The organism is Stenotrophomonas maltophilia group sp. RY12688, from assembly GCF_052149045.1.
GTDB lineage: Bacteria > Pseudomonadota > Gammaproteobacteria > Xanthomonadales > Xanthomonadaceae > Stenotrophomonas > Stenotrophomonas sepilia.
In genome coordinates this window covers 1,260,470-1,279,698 of sequence record NZ_CP197389.1, presented here as the reverse complement: position 1 = coordinate 1,279,698, position 19,229 = coordinate 1,260,470, and the positions used below count along the sequence as shown (strand labels likewise).

Here is a 19,229-nt window from a genome sequence, read left to right as displayed (position 1 = left end):
GCCGGCCTTCTGTTTCTTATTTCGCCTTGCCCTGGTTGGCTACGGCTTCGGCGGCCTTGCGCGCCGCTTCCGGGTCGCCCAGGTAGCGGAACGACTGCACGGTCAGGTCATCGTTCAGTTCGAACAGCAGCGGGATGCCGGTCGGGATGTTCAGCTCGAGGATTTCCTCGCGCGAGACGTTGTTGAGGTACTTGTACAACGCACGCAGCGAGTTGCCGTGGGCGGTGACCAGCACGGTCTTGCCGTCCTTCAGCTGCGGCGCGATGGCGTCGTGCCAGTACGGCAGCACGCGGTCCAGGGTGGTGGCCAGCGATTCGGTGCCCGGCAGCGCGTTGCGGTCCAGGCCGGCGTAACGGCGGTCATGGATCGGGTGGCCCGGATCTTCCAGGTCCATCGGCGGCGGCGGGATGTCGTACGAACGACGCCACACCTTGACCTGCTCTTCGCCGTGCTTGGCAGCGGTCTCGGCCTTGTCCAGGCCCTGCAGGCCGCCGTAGTGGCGCTCGTTGAGGCGCCAGGACTTGTTCACCGGCAGCCAGTCCTGCTCCAGCTCGGCCAGCGCCCCCTGCAGGGTGTGGATGGCGCGCTTGAGCACGGAGGTATGGGCGACGTCGAACTGCAGGCCTTCCTCGCGCATCAGGCGGCCGGCGGCCGCCGCTTCCCGGCGCCCCTGCTCGGTCAGGTCGACATCGACCCAGCCGGTGAAGCGGTTGTCCAGGTTCCACTGGCTCTGGCCATGGCGCAACAGTACGAGTCTACGGGTCACTGCAGGGTCTCCAACGCGAGGAAAGGCAGGCCGCCATTGTAGCCCCGGCGGCCGCTCACCGTGCCGTGGCGCCACGCATGCGATGCTGCAGCCAATGAATACGGTGATCGACCCCGGGCGCTGGGAAGGCAGCGTCACCGCCGCTCGAGCGCAACAGCTGCAGCTGGCCGGCCGCGTGGAACGCCAGGACCGCCTGCCACGCAAGGTGCGCTGGCTGGCCGGGCTGGATGTCGGATTCGAGGACAACGGTGCCATTACCCGCGCCGCGGCGGTGCTGCTGGATGCAAGGACGCTGCAGCCCGTGGCGCAGGAGATCGCGCGGATTCCTACACTCATGCCCTATATCCCGGGCCTGCTCAGCTTCCGCGAGCTGCCGGCACTGCTGGCCGCACTGGCACTGCTGCCACGAACGCCGGACCTGGTGTTCGTCGATGGCCACGGCATCAGCCATCCACGCCGGCTGGGCGTCGCCGCGCATCTGGGCGTGGTCACCGATCTGCCGAGCATCGGCGTGGCGAAATCGAAACTGGTGGGAAGGTTCGTCGAACCGGGCGCCGAAGCTGGTGCGCATACACCGCTGCTGGATGGCGACGAGCAACTGGGCTGGGTGCTGCGCAGCAAGGTGCGCTGCAAGCCGCTGTTCGTGGCCGGTGGCCATCGGGTCAGTGCCGATACCGCGCTGGGCTGGGTGCAGCACACCCTGCGTGGCTATCGGCTGCCGGAGCCAACCCGGCTGGCGGATCGGCTGGCCTCGCGGCGGGACGAATAGCTGCGCCGGGCGTCTCCCGGCGCGCGCGTCATCTTCGATCAACGATGCACATGGCCACGATGGCCCTGCGCGTCCTCGCCGTGGTCGTGGCCCTCATGGCCCTCGTGTCCGCCGCCCTTGGCCGGCGCCGGCCCGCCACAGGCTTCGCCGCAGTGGTCCGCTTCGATCTGCAGTGTCACGTGCTCGATACCGAAGTCATCATGCAGGCGTCCGCCCAGCTCACGGCGCAGCGCATCGGCATCGGTGCCCTCGCGCATCACGATGTGCGCGGTCAGCGCCGGGGTGCTGGAAGCCAGCGCCCACACGTGCAGGTCATGCACGTCCAGGACTGCGACGTGGCCGGACAGGCTGTCGCGCACCCTGGCCACGTCCATGCCCTTGGGCACGCCTTCCAGCAGTACGTTGATCGCCTCACGCATCAGCACGTAGGTACGCGGCAGCACCCACAGGCCGATCAGCACGGCCAGGATCGGGTCGATCGGTTTCCATCCGGTCCACTTGATCAACAATGCGCCCGCAATCACTGCCACCGAGCCGAGCATGTCGGCCCACACTTCCAGGTAGGCGCCCTTCACGTTGAGGCTCTCGCCACTGCCCGCCTGCAGCAGGCGCATCGAGATCAGGTTGATGACCAGGCCCGCAGCCGCGATCACCAGCATGCCGGAGGAGGCGATCTCCTGCGGCTGGCGGAAGCGGCCGATCGCCTCCCACAGGATGTAGGCGGCGACCACGAACAGCATGGCACCGTTGATCATCGCGCCCAACGCTTCCAGCCGTGCATAGCCGTAGGTGCGGCGCGCATCCGGCGGGCGCCGGCTCAACCGTACCGCGACCAGCGCGATCATCAGCGCCAGCGCATCGGTGGCCATGTGTGCGGCGTCGGACAACAGCGCCAGGCTGTTGGTCCAGAACGCGCCCACCACTTCGACGACGAGGAAGGTGGTGGTCAGGCCGAGTGCCCACCACAAGGGCTTCTCGTGGCGGATCTGGGATGGCAGGTGATCGTGGTCGTGGCCCATGGCAACAGCTCCTTTGCGATGCGGTGCAGGCTACGCGGTGCCGGCGGAGGAGACTATTACGATGTTTATAACATTGCAGGCCACACGAGCCCTCGTCGGGCATGGCCCGGCGAGGGCTGCAGATCGACGCCGGCCTGCGGTCAGAACCCGAAGCGCAGGCTGGCCCAGTAGGCGCGGCCCGGCTCGTTGTAGGTCGCCGCCCCGGCATCACTGCTGTTGGCCTCGCGGAACAGGCGCTTGTCGGCCAGGTTGTTCACGCCGAAGCCGAAGCTGACCGTCTCGGTCACCTTGTAGCGCGCGCTCACGCCCCAGATGTTGTACGCGCCACGATCCTGCAGCGCGATCGATGCATCGCAGCTGCCGGTGCAGCGCGGGTCGTTGTTGATGTTGGTCGTGGCCGGTTCCTGCTTGCCGTAGAAGGTGCCGGTCAGCAGCACGGACAGCCTGTCGGTGGCCTGCCAGTCCAGCATGGTGTTGATCGTGTACTTCGGGATCACCGACAGCGGCTGGTGCGTGGTCTTGTTCTCGTTTTCCACCATGTAGGTGAAGTTGTTGCTCCACTTCAGGCGGTCGCCCTGCTCGCCCAGCAGCGGAATGACCAGGTTGCCTTCCAGCCCCTGCACGATCGCCTTCGGCGCGTTCTCCCAGCGGAAGATGCGGCCCTTGGTGTCGGCGGTCAGCCCGATCTGGGTGTAGCCGGCCTGGATCTTGTCCTTGTAGTCGTTGTGGAAGTAGGTCAACGACGCCTGCCAGCCGCTCTGCGGTGCCCACTCGATGCCCAGTTCCTTGTTCAGGCTGGTTTCCGCCTTCAGGTCCGCGTTGCCGCGCATGTAGCAACCGGCGCCCAGGCTCGGCAGCGCATTGGGGCAGCCGTTGCCGCGGGTGTAGTAGAGATAGTCCGGATTCGACTGGTACAGGTTCGGCGCCTTGAACGCGCGGGCAATGCCGCCCTTCACCACCCAGTCGCCGCTGATACGGAACTGCGCGTTGAGGCTGGGGCTGGTGTTGTTGCCGAACTGGCTGTGGTGGTCGAAGCGCAGGCCCGGGGTAACGATCCAGCGCTCGCCCAGGTAGATGTTGTCTTCCACGAACACCGCCGTGGTCTGCGCATCGGCCTTGCCGCGCGCACGATCAGCGGACAGCCCCGGGATGCCACCGCCGCTGCTGCTGGACTGGCTCATCGAGTACGGGTCGGTCAGGCGGCTGTCCAGGTATTCAAAGCCCAGCGTCCAGATGTTCTCGGCACCACCCAGCGTGGCCGGGAAGCTGACTTCACCGTCCAGCTGGTAGTTGCGCAGGCGCGAGGTCGACCAGTCGGTGCCGTTGAAGCTGCCTTCCGGGCCACCGGCCAGGCCTTCGTTGATGCGCGAGTTGTTCACCGCTTCCACCGCAGCCGTCACCCGCGAGGTGACATCGCCCCAGCGACCACGATGGCTGATCGCGCCGGTGTTGCGGTACATGCGGTTGGTCTCCGCCTTGCCGTCGGCCAGCGCCGCCAGATCAACGCCGGTCGAAGTGCCGGTGGTGCTGACCGCACGGTCGCCGGCGTAGATGTTGCCCTGGCGGCTGGTGCCCGCCTCGAACTCGACCACCTGGTTGGCGGTCACGTCCCAGCGCAGCAGCGCGTTGACGTCACGGTTCTTGACGCCCTCGCGGCCAGCCGGTGGCACTGCGTTCGGCTGGGTGGCGTACTGACGGTTGAGATCGAGTGAATCGGCGTCGGTCTTGTTGAGGTTGCCGTAAAGGCGGAACGACAGCGTGTCGGTCATCGGCCCACTCAGCTGCAGGCCGACGCGCTCGCTGCCACCTTCGGCGCTGTGTTCAGGCACCAGCCCGTACAGGTCGACCGCACCGGCAAGGTCGCCGGTCGGGCGCTTGGTGATGATGTTGACCACGCCACCGGAAGCACCGGAGCCATAGCGTGCCGCCGCCGGTCCGCGCAGCACTTCGATGCGCTCGATCATCTCCGCCGGCACCCAGTTGGTGTCGCCGCGTGTGTTGCGCTCGCCGCTGCGCCCCATGCGCACGGCATCGCGCGCACCGATACGCTTGCCGTCGACCAGGATCAGGGTGTTTTCCGGGCCCATGCCGCGCAGGTCGATCTGGCGGTTGTTGCCGTACTGGCCCGAGGCGCTGTTGCCGGTGAGGTTGACGCCCGGCATGGTGCGCAGCAGTTCGGCGATGTCGTTGGCCGGTGGGCGCCTGGCGATGTCCTCGGCGGTGATGGTCGAGGTACCCAACGCCTGGCGGGCAATCTGCGAGGCGGTGACGTGCACCGTGTCGATATCGGTGGCGTCGGTTTCAGCCTGGGCGGTCAGCGCGCTGCCCGCCAGCAGGGCGGCAACGGCGAGCGCCAGCGGGCGCGGCGAGAGGACAACGGCAGGAGACATGATCTGGACCTTCTGGCAGGGCAACGGGGCCTCTGGCAAAGGGCTTGAGGCAACGACGAGGGGGAGGCGGAGCGTCGCTGCAGTCGCCTGCGGCCCGATCCGTGCGTGCATTCTCCCATCAATGCGAGTGATTCTCAAATGCGTTCACTCATTGCTACCGCAGGCGTGATGTGCCCTGCGTGCCGAACGACCCTGCATCGGGCTTAAACTGGCTGGCTTGCCCACCATCAACCGCACGCCGCCGCGGCCGATACCCGTGGTTTGCCGTACGCAGTCAGAGATCGACGTGGAACCACCTCAACTGGACGATGCCAGCCAGCCGCTGGCCGAGGCCTGGCAGCACTGCCTGCAACAGGCCGGCCCGGCCGCCACCGCGCTGCTGCACGCCGCCGCAACCGATGCCCCGCCGGCGCTGGCCCAACGCTTCTACGAAGTGCTGTTGCAGGACGGGCGTGCACGCCGCTTCCTGTCCCACGATCAGGTCAAGCAACGCCTGCAACCGGCCATGCAGCGCTGGCTGGTGCAGCTGCTGACCACTGATGCCGACGGCATTGCCGCCACCGTTGCCTCGCAACGCGTGATCGGCGATGTGCATGCCCGGGTCGGCATTCCGGTCGACCTGGTCACCCGCGGCGCGCGCGTACTCAAGCACGAGCTGTTCGTGCGCCTGCGCGACGACGCGCCCGACAGCGCCACCGCGTTCGCCGCCATCGACTGCCTCAGCGCGATCATGGACATCGCCATGGAAGGCATGACCTTGGCCTACACCCATGCACGTGAGCGCTCCACCCGTGCCGATGCTGCCTACCGGCTGTTCTCGCTGGTGCAGAATGTCGGTACCGAACGCGAGCGCCAGCGTGCACTGCTGCTGGACTGGGAGAACGCCCTGCTCTACGCACTCGCCGGCCACGTGCAGGCCGGCGAAAGCGCCAGCCTGGCGACCTCGGAATTCGGCCTGTGGTTCACCCACAAGGGCATCCCCAGCTTCGGCGAGAGCAGCGAAACCCAGCAGGTCGGCCAGCTGATGGCCCGCATCGACGGCAACCTGCAGCGGGCAAGCAATGACACCCCGGCGCAACGACTGGCGGTGCTGCCGGCCATTCGCGAGGACCTGGCCGCCATCCGTACCCTGATGACGCTGTTGTTCGAACGCATCGGTGAACTGGATGCCGGCAGCGATGCCCTGACCAACCTGCTCAACCGCCGCTTCCTGCCTACCGTGCTGCGCAGGGAGATCGAGCTGGCCACGCGCAATCGCACGCCGTTCTCGCTGCTGCTGCTCGACCTGGATCACTTCAAGGCGATCAACGACGGCCACGGCCACGATGCCGGCGACCGCGCGTTGCAGCACGTCGCCGGCCTGCTCGGCCAGCTGACCCGCGGCAGCGACTACCTGTTCCGCTACGGCGGCGAGGAGTTCGTGGTGGTGCTGGTTGCCGCCAGTGAGTCACAGGCCTCGGTGATCGCCGAGAGCCTGCGCCGGCAGATCGCGCAGTCGCCAGTGGCACTGGCCAACGGCCAGGTTCTGTCGCTGACTGCCAGCATCGGCGTGGCCGGCCATGATGGCCACCCGGACTACGAACGGTTGATGGCACGTGCCGACGCGGCGATGTACGAGGCCAAGCGCAGCGGCCGCAACCGCGTGGTGGTGGCCAGCGGGGACCTGCAGGAAGCCCCGGGCCGGCGTGCGTTGCAGCGATGACGACAGGACAGGTAGAGTCGACCGCTGGTCGACTATCGCGCGCAGCGCGGAATTTTTCGCACGCGGGGCGAAGAGCAGTCGACTGACAGTCGACTCTACCGACAGTCGACTTTACCGGTCCGCGCGCCAGCCGATGCATTGAACGCCACCACTCCCCACCCCGCCCACCACAGCAGCGCCAGCAACGCGATGCCTGCACCCAGCAGGCACACGGCAGGCCAGCCGTGCCAGGCCTGCATCCAGGGCCCGGCAGCCGCACCGGCACCACTACCCACCGCATAGAACAGCATGTACAACGCCACCAGGCGCCCATGCTGTTCCGCCGGTGCACGCAGCAACAATGCCTGGTTCGAAACATGTAGTGCCTGGCCGCCGAGGTCGAGCACGATCACGCCCAGCAGCAGCAACGACAGCGACTGCGGCAGGCCCAGCAGCGGCCACCACGCAACCAGCATCAACAGCAGCGCGCCAAGACTGACCCGATCGGCAAAACCGCGGTCCATCCAGTGCCCGACCCGCGACGCCATCAATGCACCTGCCACCCCGGCCAGGCCGAGCGCACCGATGGCCGCAGTGGACCACTGCAGCGGCGGGGCCGACAGCGGCAAGGGAGCCGCCGCCCAGAACACGTTGAGTCCGGCAAACAGCAGCAATGCCAGCGGACCACGCTCGCGCAGCGTTCGATCCCGGCGCAGCATGCCCAGCATCGAGCCCAGCAGGTCGAGCCACCGCGGCGGTACCGCGGGTATCGGCACGGCCGGCAGGCGCCGCCACAGCAGTACGGCCAGGGCTGCCATCAGCGCTGCCGACAGCAGATAGACCGCTTGCCAGCCGGCAATGGCCGCCACCGTGCCGGACAGCACGCGCGCCAGCAGCAGCCCGATGAACACCCCACCCTGCACCACCCCCACCACGCGTCCGCGCTGCACGGCCGGAGCCATCGCTGCCGTATAGGCGATCAAGCCTTGGGTCAGCGCGGTGCCCAACAGCCCGGCCAGCAGCATGCCAGACAACAGCCAACCGGCCGTGCGTGCCGCTGCCAGCCACAGCAGGGCCGCCACCAGTGCCGCCAGCTGCAGCCGCAGCAGGCGCCGCCGGTCACCGCGATCAGCCAGCGGCAGCAACCCGAGCAATGCCAGCACGCTGCCGGCCTGGGTCGCGGCCAACACCGCGCCGGCAACCGCCCGTTCCAGCGCGAAGGCGTGTACAAGCTGATCCAGCAGCGGCTGCGCGTAATAGACGTTGGCAACGCTGGCGCCGGCGGCAACCGCAAGCAGCACCAGCAGGGGGCGTGGAATCGGCATGGCATTCGTCATCTGGTTTCATATTGAAACCAGATGCAGGCTAGCCACTTTGGTTTTAAACTGCAACCACATTCGGAGGCCACAGCATGCACGCCAACAGCCCCTGCCCCGTTGCCCGCAGCGCCGACCTGCTCGGTGATCGCTGGGCACTGCTGGTGATCCGCGATGCCTTCGACGGCGTCCGCCGCTTCGGCGACTTCCAGCGCAGCCTGGGCGCCGCCCGCAACATCCTCAGCGATCGCCTGCGCAGGCTGGTCGAGGCCGGCATCCTGCAACTGCAACCGGCCTCCGACGGCTCGGCCTACCAGGAATACGTGCTCACCGCCGCGGGCCAGGCGCTGTTCCCGGTGCTGGTCGCGCTGCGCCAATGGGGTGAACGCCATCGCTTCGGTGCAGACGAAGCTCATTCGCAGCTGATCGAATCCAGCACGCGGCGACCGCTGCCGTACATGCAGCCGCGCGGGCGCGACGGTCGGCCCCTGCAGGCCGCCGCCACCCGTGTGCGCAAGTTCAGGGACGACGGGCACAGCGCCTGACCCGCCCATTCGCGCACACCGCGACCCGGTCGCGCCGGTTAGCATCGGATGTTTCCGCCGCCGGACAACGACGATGTCGCGCTATCGCCCTTCCCTGATGACCGCCCTGCTGCTGCCGTTGCTGGCCTGCAGCGCCGGAACCACGCAGGCCCGCGAGGTTGCCGCGCCCGCCGACCACGTGCAGGCCGATGGCCCCTATGTGTTCCGCCAGGGCGACCGGGTGCAGGCCAAGTGGATCTGCGCCGACAAGGTCGAATCGCGCACGCTTGCCTCCGGGGCAACAGGGACCGATATCGCACCGCGCTGCGGCTACGAACACACCGTGCATGTGGCTGCGCCGAATGCAGCCTCGGTCTCGGTGCTGCCGGCCACACCGCGCATCGTCGCGCTGTCCGACATTCACGGCCAGTACGGGTTGCTGGTGCGCCTGCTGCGTGCCCATCACGTGATCGACGCGGAGGATCGCTGGGCGCTGGGCAAGGACACGCTGGTCATCGCCGGCGACGTGTTCGACCGCGGCCCGCAGGTGACCGAGGCGTTCTGGCTGCTCTACGGCCTGCAGCAGCAGGCGGCCGCCGCCGGTGGCGCCGTGCACTTCGTGCTCGGCAACCACGAAACCATGGTGCTGTACGACGACCTGCGCTACGTCAACCCCAAGTACCTGCGCAGCGCCCAGCTGCTGGGCCGCAGCTACCCGCAGCTGTATGGCGCCGACTCGGTGATCGGGCAGTGGCTGCGCACCCGACCGGTACTGCTGAAGATCGGCGATACCCTGTTCCTGCACGGCGGCATCTCGCCCGAGGCGGTGCAGCTGGCGCTGGACCCGGCACGCACCAACGCGGCCTACCAGGCCTCGCTGGGCCTGCCCAAGGCCGAAGTGAAGGCCGACCCGGCCACCGCACCGCTGTATGACGGCAAGACCAGCCCGATCTGGTACCGCGGCTATTTCGATGGCCGCCTCGACGCCGCGGGTGTGCAGGCTGTGCTCGACCGCCTGCAGCTCAAGCGCATCGTGGTTGGCCATACCTCGATGCCGCACGTCAGCAGCTTCCACGGCGACCGCGTGATCGCCATCGACAGCAGCATCAAGAACGGCGAGAACGGCGAACTGCTGTTCATCGAGGGTGGCAAGCTCAGCCGTGGCCTGCTGGATGGTTCGCGGGTGCCGCTGGCGCTCGGTGAGCCGGGCCTGCAGGACTGAATGGAGGGACAGCGCGACGGTGCCGGGAGGTGCCGGCGCGCTCCACCTACAGCCGGTTTGCGGCTACCCTCGGCAGCCGAGAGGCCCACCCCGTCCATCCGGTGGGCCTGACCGTTACAGGAGCCCCGCGCATGCGCGTTCTGATTGCTGAAGACGACCCGGATATCGCCTCCGGCCTGTGCGCCTCGCTGCGCCGGCAGGGGCACGTGGTCGACCACGTCGACAACGGTGCGCACGCCGATGCTGCACTGGGCTCGACGCAGTACGCGCTGCTGGTACTGGACCTGGGGCTGCCGCAGCTGGATGGCCGCGACGTGCTGCAGCGCCTGCGCCAGCGTGGTGATGGCCTCGCAGTGCTGGTGGTGACCGCCCGTGACGGCCTGGCCGAGCGCGTGCGTGTGCTCGACCTGGGTGCCGATGACTACCTGGTCAAGCCGTTCGCGCTGGACGAGTTCGAAGCGCGCGTGCGCGCCCAGCTGCGCCGGGTCACCAGCAATGGCAACCCGGACCTGCGCATCGGCCGCCTTCGCATCGACCTGGCCGGGCATCGGGTGTGGATCGACGACCAGTCGCTGGAACTGACCGCACGCGAGTTCGGCCTGCTGTCGGCACTGGCAGTGCGCGCCGAGCGCATCGTGTCACGCGCGCAGTTGGTGGAAGCGCTGTGCGACTGGGGCCAGGACCTGACCGACAACGGCCTGGACATCGCCCTGCACCGCCTGCGCCGCAAGCTGCAGCCCGGCGGCATGGGCATCCGCACCGTGCGCGGGCTGGGCTACATGCTGGAAGACGCCCAGGACGACAGCACCCCGTGATCAGTGGACCGCCCAGCCTGCGCCGGCGCCTGCTCGCCTTCCTGGCGCTGCCGATGCTGGGTCTGCTCACCTTCAACACGATCCTGGCCTATTACGTTGCGCTGGACTATTCCAACCGCATCCACGACCGCAACCTGATCGACGACACGCATTCGTTCGCGCAGATGCTGAGCACCATGCCGGTGACCAGCGACCTGTCGCCGCAGGCACGCTTCCTGATCGAGTACGACCCCGACGGCCATCGCTACTTCAACGTCGACAGCAGCCGCATGGGGACGCTCAGCGGCAATGCCGACTTCAGCCCGTATGCCCCTTCGCAGGACTGCACCGGCGTGCATCCGGCCCTGTACGACGGCAACCTCAATGGCCAGCAGGTGCGCATGGCCACGGTCTGCACGCAGGCGATGAACGATCCGCAGGACCAGCTGGCGGTGACCGTGGCCGAGAGCATGGCCGACCGCCGACAGCGGGCGCGCGAGATCCTGATGATCATCATCCCGCTGATGACCATGCTGGCGCTGGGCACCGCAGCACTGGTCTGGTTCGGCGTGACCTACGGCCTGCGCATCCTCACGCCGCTGAGGACCCGCCTGGCGCAGCGCCGTGGCGAACTGGCACCGATCTCCGACGCCGACGTACCGGAGGAGATCCAGCCACTGATCAGCACCATCGACGATCTGTTTGCCCGCCAGGCGGAAATGATCACCCTGCAGAACCGCTTCATCGCCGATGCCGCGCACCAGCTGCGTTCGCCGCTGGCGGGCATGGCCCTGCACGTGGACCAGGCGCTGGCACACGGTGACCCCGATACGGTGCGCGAGGCGCTGCAGCACATCCGCCGGCTCAATCAGCGCACTGCCCGGGTCAGCACCCAGCTGCTGGCGCTGAGCCGGGCGCAGACCGTGCCCGATACCGTGGAAGCACTGGATCTGTGCGAGCTGGTGCCGCAGTGGGTTGGCATGCGCGTGCCGGAGGCGATCCGCGATGGCATCGACCTCGGCTACCGCGGCAGCCCCCATCCGCTGCGTGTACTTGGCAACGGCGCCATGCTGCAGGAGGCGCTGGACAACCTGATCGACAACGCCCTGCGTTATGCCGGCCGCAATGCGACCGTCACGGTGGGCGTGCACGCGCTGGACGACAATGATGTCGAACTCTATGTGGAAGACAACGGCCCCGGCGTGCCCGACGACGTGATGCCACGGCTGGGCGAGCGCTTCTTCCGGGCGCCGGGCACCGCTGCCAGCGGCACCGGCCTTGGCCTGGCCATCGCGCACGAGGCGGTGGAGCACTTCGGCGGCCGCCTGAGCTTTCTGAACCGCCCGGGCGGGGGCCTCAAGGTCGCCATCATGCTGCCGCGGCTGAAGGCCCCCTGACCCGGCCCGGCGCGCTGAAAGGCTGGTGAAAATCGCGCTTGCGATCCTGCCATCCCCACTGCCGTCCCGGAGCCGCCAGGTGACCGAATCGCACGACTTCTTCCTCCCCGGTGGCCCGCAGGGCGTGCTGCTGGTTCACGGCCTGACCGGTACCCCGGCGGAAATGCGCATGCTGGGCAAAGGGCTGAACAACGCCGGCTTCACCGTACACGGCGTGCAGCTGCCCGGCCATTGTGGCACCGTGGATGACCTGCTGGCGACCACCTGGGAACAGTGGTACCAGGGCGTGGAAGATGCGGCGGCAAGCCTGCGCGGCAAGGTCGACCAGCTGTTCGTCGGTGGCCTGTCGATGGGCGCGGTGCTGTCGCTGGCACTTGCTGCTCGACGACCGGACTGGGTGTCCGGCGTCGGCGTGTATGGCGCCACGTTCCGCTACGACGGCTGGAACATACCCGCTGTCGCCCGCCTCTCGTTCCTGCTGCCGTGGTTCAAGCGCTTCAATATCGGCCGCGACCGCATGTTCATGGAAGAACCGCCGTACGGCCTGCGCGACGAGCGCCTGCGTGCGCAGGTCAGCGCCGCCATGCTGTCCGGCGACAGCGCGGCGGCAGGCCTTCCGGGCAATCCCTGGCACGCGCTGGCCGAGATGCGTGCGCTGAGCAACTGGACCCGCCGCCACCTGCACCAGGTCACCGCCCCGTGCCTGGTGATGCACGCGCGCGAAGACGACGTGGCCAGCATGGGCAATGCCGAACTGGTGATGTCGCGGGTCAGTGGCCCGAAGGAACTGGTGGTGCTGGAGGACAGCTACCACATGATCACGATCGACCGCGAACGCCGCGAGGTGATCCGCCGCAGCGCGCGCTTCTTCACCGGGATCGGTGAACGCAGCGGCGTCCTCAAGGCGGTGGCCTGAGATGGGGGCACTTGCCACGCTGCTGTGGCTGACCAATGTCGTGCTCGATACCGGTGGCCAGCTCGCCTTCAAGGCCGCCGCCAGCGACCCGCAGGAGGGCGAGGGACTGCAGCGCTGGAAGCACATGCTCAGCCGCCCCTGGCTGTGGATCGGCATCGCCTGTTACGTGCTTGAGTTCGTCGCCTGGATCGCCTTCCTGTCACTGGTTCCGCTGTCCAAGGGCGTGCTGCTGGGCTCGATCAACATCGTGGCGCTGATGATCGCCGGCCGCATCCTGTTCCGCGAGAAGCTCACGCCATTGCGGGTGACCGGGATGCTGCTGGTCACAGCAGGCGTGGCGGTGGTGGGGGCCGGCTCATGAGGCGCCTGTATGTGATCGGCTTCCCCCTGCTGATGGCCTTCGACACCCTGGCCCAGCTGTGCTTCAAGTACGCCGGCGATGCTGCGCTGCCGGTCGAGGCCAACACCACCTGGCTGCTGCGCGTGCTGTCGCAACCATGGGTGTACGGCGCCATCCTCGGCTACGTGGGTGCGTTCTTCACCTGGATGAGCCTGCTGCGGCATGCGCCGATCGGCCCGGCATTCGCGGCCTCGCACCTGGAAGTGATCAGTGTGCTGCTGCTGTCGGCCTGGCTGCTGAAAGAGCCGCTCACCCTGCACCACCTGGTCGGTGCGGTACTGATCGTGGCCGGCATCGTCTGCCTCGGCCGCGCGGAAGCGGACGACCCGCACAGCCCCGCCGAAAGCACCTCGTGAGCGGGCTGCGATGAGCCTGTTCGCGCGCGAACTGCCACCGACCGCCGGCCTGCCGATGCAGGCCAGCGACTTCCTTCCCGGTGGTGGTGACCTGCGCGGGATCCTGGCCAACCAGCTGGGCACGCCGCCGCTGCAGCTGACCTGTTCCGGCACGCACGCGCTGCTGATCGCCCTGCGCACCTTGCGCAAGCGCGCACCCAGGCGCGACACAGTGATCATGCCGGCCTACACCTGCCCGCTGGTGCCGATCGCGGTGCACAGCCTCGGCCTGCGCGTGCAGCTGTGCGATACCCGGCGCGGCCACTTCGACTTCGATCCCGGCCAACTCGAACGGTTGGCCGATGCGCGTACGTTGGCCATCCTGCCAACCCACCTCGGCGGTCGCATCGCCGATGTCGAACGGGCCTGCGACATCGCCCGCAGCGCCGGCGCCTGGGTCATCGAAGATGCCGCACAGGCGCTGGGCGCACGGGTGGGCAACAGCAGTGTCGGCCTGCGTGGCGACATCGGATTCTTCAGCCTGGCCGCCGGCAAGGGGCTGAGCCTGCACGAAGGCGGCCTGCTGGTCAGCCGCGATGACGAACTGCGCGCCGAACTGGCCGAGCATGCCGCCGAACAGGTGCGCTTCAACCTGCGCTGGGAGCTGCTTCGCAGTGTGCAGCTGCTTGGCCTTGCCGCCTGCTATCGCCCCTCGCTGCTGTCGCTGGTGTACGGCAATCCGCTGCGCAGCGCACTGCAGCGTGGCGATCTGGAAGACGCGGTCGGTGACATTTTCCCGCTGGACATACCGCAGCACCGGGTCAGTCGATGGCGACAGAACATCGGTGCCCATGCCGTGCGGCGATTGCCGGCGTTCCTGCAGGCCGGGCGCCTGCGCGCACTGCAGTTGCGCGTGCAGCTGGCACAACTGCCAGCGGTGGAGGTGGTCGATGGCTTGGCCGGCACCGGCGGCACCTGGCCGATGCTGATGCTGCTGCTGCCCAGCCAGCGCGCGCGCGATGCCGCGCTGGACGACCTGTGGCCGCGCGGCCTCGGTGCCAGCCGCATGTTCATCCATGCCCTGCCCGACTACGCCTACCTGCGTGGCATCGTGCCGCAGGAGGACGTGCCCAATGCACGTGACTTCGCCGCACGCATGCTCACCCTTGGCAACAGCGCCTGGCAGACCCGTGAGGAAACGGGCGAAATACTGCAGGTCCTAGCCCGCGCCTGACCCGCACGTGCATGCGTGGCCTGCGCTCCGCGCATTCATCCATGTACTTTCCTGAACGCTTTCCCAGCCCGTCAAAAGCGCCTTTCAACAGGAAAGGAACGAGAAAGGCGGCCTGCCTACATTGAGCCTGCCCCGGCAATGTGCCGGACGCCTTTCTCATCGACGGACCTGCCCATGCATTGGAGCATCCTGTGTGACTTCGACGGCACCATCAGCCTCGAAGATGTCATCGACTCGCTGCTGGAAAAGTACGGCCAACCGGGCTGGCAGGAACTGGAAGACCAGTGGAAGGCGGGAAAGATCGGCTCGCGTGAATGCATGCAGGGCCAGGTGCGGCTGCTGGAACTGGATCCGGCCACGCTTGATGCCCATCTGGACCAGGTGCAGATCGATCCAGGTTTCGTCGCCTTCGTCGCTCGCACCGAGCAGCTGGGCCTGCCACTGCGCATCGTCAGCGACGGCCTGGACTATGCGATCCATCGCATCCTCGCCAACCACGGCCTGGCGCAGCTGCCGGTGGTGGCCAACCACCTGCGCTGGTGCGATGACCACTGGGAACTGGAATCGCCCTACCAGGCCGAAGGCTGCCGCAGTGGCACCTGCAAATGCGCCTGCGCCGCGCAGGCGCGCGCCAACGAAGCACCGCGCGTGCTGATGATCGGCGACGGCAGCTCGGACTTCTGCGTGTCCGAAGACGCCGACTTCGTGTTCGCCAAGCGCCGCCTGATTACCCATTGCACGAATGCCGGCATCGAGCATGCCGCCATCGACACCTTCCACGATGCAATCGCACTGCTGCCGCGCTTGCTCGATGGCAGCCTGCTGCAGCCACGTCGCCTCGACGCCAGCCCGCAGCCCGCCGCACTGCCCCTGCTGCTTGCCACCGCCTGAGCACTCCCTTCCAGGCGCGCTCCCCTGTTACCCCTTTCGAACGTCCTTCACGGAACCGAACTGCATGAATATTTTTGACAAGAACGCCGACGCCGCTGCCTCCGATGCGCAGCTGCTGGCCGACGAAGCCCGCTACAGCTCCTTCGGCGACACCGTCCACTACGTCGATCCGCCGAAGATCTTCCAGCGCGGCGAAGGCAGTTACATGTTCGACGGCGCGGGCGTGCCCTACCTCGACCTGCAGATGTGGTACTCGGCGTGCAACTTCGGCTACAGCAACAAGCGCCTGAACGATGCACTGAAGGACCAGATCGACACCCTGCCGCAGGTCGCCAGCCAGTACCTGCACCCGACCCGCGTGCAGCTGGCCAAGACCATTGCCGTGGACATGCACGAGAAGTTCGGCCTCGACGGCCGCGTGCACTTCAACGTCGGCGGTGCGCAGGCCATTGAAGACTCGCTGAAGATCGTGCGCAACGCGCGCGGCGGCAAGAGCCTGATGTTCGCCTTCGAGGGCGGCTACCACGGCCGCACCCTGGGTGCGTCGTCGATCACCTCCAGCTACCGCTACCGCCGCCGCTACGGCCACTTCGGCGAGCGCGCGATGTTCATCCCGTTCCCGTACCCTTTCCGTCGCCCGAAGGGCATGACCCCGGACGAGTACTCCGACCACTGCGTGTGGCAGTTCGAGCGCCTGTTCGAAAGCGAGTACAACGGCGTGTGGGATCCCAAGGTCGGCCAGGCCGAGTACGCCGCGTTCTACGTCGAGCCGATCCAGGGCACCGGTGGCTACGTCATCCCGCCGCGCAACTTCTTCACCGGCCTCAAGCGCGTGCTGGACAAGTACGGCATCCTGATGGTCGTCGATGAAATCCAGATGGGCTTCTGGCGCACCGGCAAGCTGTGGTCGATCGAGCACTTCGGCGTGACCCCGGACGTGCTGGTGTTCGGCAAGGCGCTGACCAACGGCCTGAACCCGCTGTCGGGCCTGTGGGCGCGCGAAGAGCTGATCAACCCGACCGTGTTCCCGCCGGGCTCCACTCACTCCACCTTCAATTCCAACCCACTGGGCACCCGCCTGGGCCTGGAAGTGCTGAAGCTGGGCAAGGAAATGGATTACGAGCGCACCGTGCCGGAAAAGGGCGCGTACTTCCTCGACGGCCTGCGCGGCCTGCAGAAGCGCCACCCGGAAATCGGCGACGTCGACGGCCTGGGCCTGGCGCTGCGTGCGGAAATCTGCCAGGCCGACGGCTACACCCCGAACAAGGAGCTGCTGGACCGCATGGTCGACATCGGCCTGGCCGGTGACCTGCTGCACGACGGCAAGCGCATGGGCCTCGTGCTCGACGTGGGTGGCTGGTACAAGAACGTGATCACCTTCGCGCCGTCGCTGGACATCAGCTACGAAGAAATCGACCTGGCGATCACCCTGCTCGACCAGGCGCTGACCAAGGCCAAGGGCTGAGGTCGATGCGCTGCCGGTTCCCGTGCCGATGGAGATGACGTCACGCCCATCCAGCACCGCGCTGGAACCGACCGCGCTGCTGGAGGGCTTCCTGGCCCACCCGCCGCTCGGATTCGAGGCAGGCCGCCTTCCCAGCGGCCTGCCGACCTTCCGTGCGCCGCTGGACCTGACCACCACGATGGATGACGAACTGCGCAGCAGGCTGCTCGGCCTGCCGCTGTCGCGCCTGTGGCGGCCGTGGATCACCTGGAAGACGCGCTTCGTCGGTGCCACCAGCACCGAGTACACCCCGCTGCCGGCACACGTTGCCCCGGAGGCGCTGGCCGAGGACGTGACGCGTCACGCGATCGGCGATACCCGGCTGCTGGTGGTGAAGGACCTGGCAGTCGAATCACCGCTGCTGGACGACGCGGCCAACGCACACAGCGGCGCCTTCCTGCAGGCGCTGCTGGCACGCGGCTTCGTCGAACTGGAAGGCATGCCGCTGGCCTGGGTGGCGATCGATTTCGATTCGCTCGACGACTATCTCGGCCGCCTGTCATCCTCGCGCCGCAAGAACATCCGTCGCAAGTTGCGTTCGCGCGATGACCTGCAGATCGACTGCATCGCCACCGGCAACCCGGCCCTGGCCGACCCGCAACTGCAGGCCGAACTGTACGCGCTGTACCTGGACGTATACGCGCAGAGCGCGGTGCATTTCGACCAGCTCGACCTGCCCTATTTCCAGTACCTGCTGGCCGACAGCCAGGGCCAGGGACGGATGTTCCTGTACCGCCACCAGGGCCGGTTGATCGGCTGGAACCTGTGCTACGTGCATGCCGGCAAGCTGGTGGACAAGTACATCGGCCTGGCCTATCCGCAGTCGCGCGAGCACAACCTGTACGCGGTCAGCTGGATGCACAACCTCGAGTACGCGCTGCGGCACGGCCTGAGCCACTACGTGGCCGGCTGGACCGACTCGCGCATCAAGGCCGAACTGGGTGCGCGCTTCACCTCCACCCGGCACGCGATCCACGCACGCTCCCCGCTGCTGCGCGCTGCGCTGCGCAGGCTGGCACCCTATCTGCAGGGCGAACCTGATGGAGGCGGTTGAATGATGCCGTTGCGTTCCCCGCTGATCCTGGACCTGGACGGTGGCGTGCTGCCGCTGCCACAGGCGCAGACCCTGGCCCTGCCGCAGTGGCATGACCCGCTGCGCTTTGCCTGCAGCAATGCCACCCTGGACCGTTTCGCCGCTGACGTGCTGGCACCACTGCCGGCCCAGCTCGGAACCGTCATGCTCGGCAGTGGCGACTTCCACCACCTCAGCCTGCCACTGCTGCGCCGCATGCGCGGGCAGGCCCCGTTCCAGCTGGTGGTGCTGGACAACCATCCGGACAACATGCGGTTCCCGCTCGGCATGCACTGCGGCTCGTGGGTGAACGCCGCCAGCAAGCTGCCGCAGATCTCGCACATCCATGTGCTCGGCATCACTTCCAGCGATATCGGCCTCGGTCATGCCTGGGAGAACCACTGGCGACCGCTGATGGGTGGACGCCTGACGTACTGGTGCATGGACGTGGACGTGGGCTGGGGCCACCGCCTCGGCATGGGCCGTGCGTTCCGACGCTTCGAGCACCCGGAGGCACTGGTCGCCGCGTTCGCCGCCGAGCAGGCCACATCCCCGCAGCCCACCTACCTGTCGATCGACAAGGATGTATTCGCCGAGGACGTTGCGCGCAGCAACTGGGACCAGGGCCGCTTCCAGCTGGAACACGCACTGGTGGTGATCGAAGCACTGCGCGCCGGTGGCCTGGTCGGCAGTGACATCACCGGCGAAGTTTCGCTGGCCAGCTACCAGAGCCGCTTCAAGCGCTGGCTGTCGTCGCTGGATGGCCAACCGGACATCAGGGCCGATGATCTTCCCGTCTGGCAGGCGCGTCACCAGAAGGTGAACCGCGAACTGCTGGCGGCAATCGCCGCCGCACCGACGGCCTGCTGACCGCGTCGGCAATGCCGGCCGTTGGCCGGCGTGGCTTCGGTAGTGCCGGCCGCTGGCCGGCAACCTCGTTGTTCCCGGGCTCACAGGAATGCCGGCCAGCGGCCGGCACTACACTGGACTCCCGACCCG

Annotated in this window: 18 protein-coding genes; 14 read left to right on the top strand and 4 right to left on the bottom strand. The window is 67.6% G+C overall.

Features of this window, described 5'->3' with window-relative positions; translation table 11 throughout:
- Positions 1-16 precede the first annotated feature (16 nt).
- Positions 17-766, bottom strand: coding sequence for a 2,3-diphosphoglycerate-dependent phosphoglycerate mutase (gene gpmA / locus ACS0OT_RS05930; RefSeq protein WP_005415787.1), 750 nt, complete (start codon positions 764-766; stop codon positions 17-19).
- A gap of 94 nt (positions 767-860) precedes the next feature.
- On the opposite strand from gpmA, the gene nfi reads away from it, so the two are divergent.
- Positions 861-1,535, top strand: a complete 675-nt coding sequence (gene nfi, locus ACS0OT_RS05925; RefSeq protein ID WP_065179783.1) for a deoxyribonuclease V — start codon at positions 861-863, stop codon at positions 1,533-1,535.
- 38 nt (positions 1,536-1,573) lie between these two features.
- Here the strand turns inward: nfi and ACS0OT_RS05920 are convergent, their stop codons facing one another.
- Both ACS0OT_RS05920 and ACS0OT_RS05915 read right to left on the bottom strand, forming a co-directional pair.
- Positions 1,574-2,554: a cation diffusion facilitator family transporter gene (locus tag ACS0OT_RS05920; protein ID WP_262090874.1), complete on the bottom strand. Its 981-nt coding sequence runs from the start codon at positions 2,552-2,554 to the stop codon at positions 1,574-1,576.
- Positions 2,555-2,694: 140 nt separating this feature from the next.
- Positions 2,695-4,944, bottom strand: coding sequence for a TonB-dependent siderophore receptor (locus tag ACS0OT_RS05915; protein ID WP_139726913.1), 2,250 nt, complete (start codon positions 4,942-4,944; stop codon positions 2,695-2,697).
- A gap of 286 nt (positions 4,945-5,230) precedes the next feature.
- Here ACS0OT_RS05915 and ACS0OT_RS05910 point away from each other — a divergent pair, with 286 nt between their 5' ends.
- On the top strand, positions 5,231-6,646 hold the full coding sequence (locus ACS0OT_RS05910; RefSeq protein WP_065179787.1) for a GGDEF domain-containing protein: 1,416 nt from the start codon (positions 5,231-5,233) through the stop codon (positions 6,644-6,646).
- 95 nt (positions 6,647-6,741) lie between these two features.
- On the opposite strand, the gene ACS0OT_RS05905 is transcribed toward ACS0OT_RS05910, so the two are convergent.
- Positions 6,742-7,962: an MFS transporter gene (locus ACS0OT_RS05905; RefSeq protein WP_139726912.1), complete on the bottom strand. Its 1,221-nt coding sequence runs from the start codon at positions 7,960-7,962 to the stop codon at positions 6,742-6,744.
- Between the two features lie 74 nt (positions 7,963-8,036).
- On the opposite strand from ACS0OT_RS05905, the gene ACS0OT_RS05900 reads away from it, so the two are divergent.
- From ACS0OT_RS05900 to ACS0OT_RS05845, 12 genes are all read left to right on the top strand, one after another.
- The gene (locus tag ACS0OT_RS05900) at positions 8,037-8,486 is read left to right on the top strand and encodes a winged helix-turn-helix transcriptional regulator (protein ID WP_065179646.1); all 450 of its coding nucleotides are present in this window, start codon (positions 8,037-8,039) and stop codon (positions 8,484-8,486) included.
- A 73-nt stretch (positions 8,487-8,559) separates the two neighbouring features.
- Entirely contained in the window at positions 8,560-9,687 is a 1,128-nt protein-coding gene (locus ACS0OT_RS05895; RefSeq protein WP_442256084.1) for a metallophosphoesterase, read from the top strand.
- Between the two features lie 131 nt (positions 9,688-9,818).
- Complete coding sequence (locus ACS0OT_RS05890) at positions 9,819-10,502, top strand: response regulator (protein ID WP_005408670.1); 684 nt, start codon at positions 9,819-9,821, stop codon at positions 10,500-10,502.
- Entirely contained in the window at positions 10,499-11,878 is a 1,380-nt protein-coding gene (locus tag ACS0OT_RS05885) for a sensor histidine kinase (RefSeq protein WP_164092656.1), read from the top strand. Before ACS0OT_RS05890 ends, ACS0OT_RS05885 begins: the two co-directional genes overlap by 4 nt.
- Positions 11,879-11,957: 79 nt before the next feature.
- On the top strand, positions 11,958-12,794 hold the full coding sequence (locus ACS0OT_RS05880; RefSeq protein ID WP_442256083.1) for an alpha/beta hydrolase: 837 nt from the start codon (positions 11,958-11,960) through the stop codon (positions 12,792-12,794).
- Between the two features lies 1 nt (position 12,795).
- A complete protein-coding gene (locus ACS0OT_RS05875; protein ID WP_065186714.1) occupies positions 12,796-13,155 on the top strand; it encodes an EamA family transporter in 360 nt (119 codons plus the stop codon).
- Entirely contained in the window at positions 13,152-13,550 is a 399-nt protein-coding gene (locus ACS0OT_RS05870) for a DMT family transporter (protein WP_032954032.1), read from the top strand. Before ACS0OT_RS05875 ends, ACS0OT_RS05870 begins: the two co-directional genes overlap by 4 nt.
- 10 nt (positions 13,551-13,560) lie before the next feature.
- The gene (locus tag ACS0OT_RS05865) at positions 13,561-14,763 is read left to right on the top strand and encodes a DegT/DnrJ/EryC1/StrS family aminotransferase (RefSeq protein WP_442256082.1); all 1,203 of its coding nucleotides are present in this window, start codon (positions 13,561-13,563) and stop codon (positions 14,761-14,763) included.
- A 174-nt stretch (positions 14,764-14,937) separates the two neighbouring features.
- Positions 14,938-15,654, top strand: a complete 717-nt coding sequence (locus ACS0OT_RS05860; protein ID WP_005415773.1) for an MtnX-like HAD-IB family phosphatase — start codon at positions 14,938-14,940, stop codon at positions 15,652-15,654.
- A 64-nt stretch (positions 15,655-15,718) separates the two neighbouring features.
- Positions 15,719-17,119: an aspartate aminotransferase family protein gene (locus ACS0OT_RS05855; RefSeq protein ID WP_005408663.1), complete on the top strand. Its 1,401-nt coding sequence runs from the start codon at positions 15,719-15,721 to the stop codon at positions 17,117-17,119.
- 28 nt (positions 17,120-17,147) lie between these two features.
- The gene (locus tag ACS0OT_RS05850) at positions 17,148-18,212 is read left to right on the top strand and encodes a GNAT family N-acetyltransferase (RefSeq protein WP_065179651.1); all 1,065 of its coding nucleotides are present in this window, start codon (positions 17,148-17,150) and stop codon (positions 18,210-18,212) included.
- Positions 18,213-18,215: 3 nt separating this feature from the next.
- A complete protein-coding gene (locus tag ACS0OT_RS05845) occupies positions 18,216-19,100 on the top strand; it encodes a hypothetical protein (RefSeq protein WP_065196595.1) in 885 nt (294 codons plus the stop codon).
- The last annotated feature ends 129 nt before the right edge of the window (positions 19,101-19,229 follow it).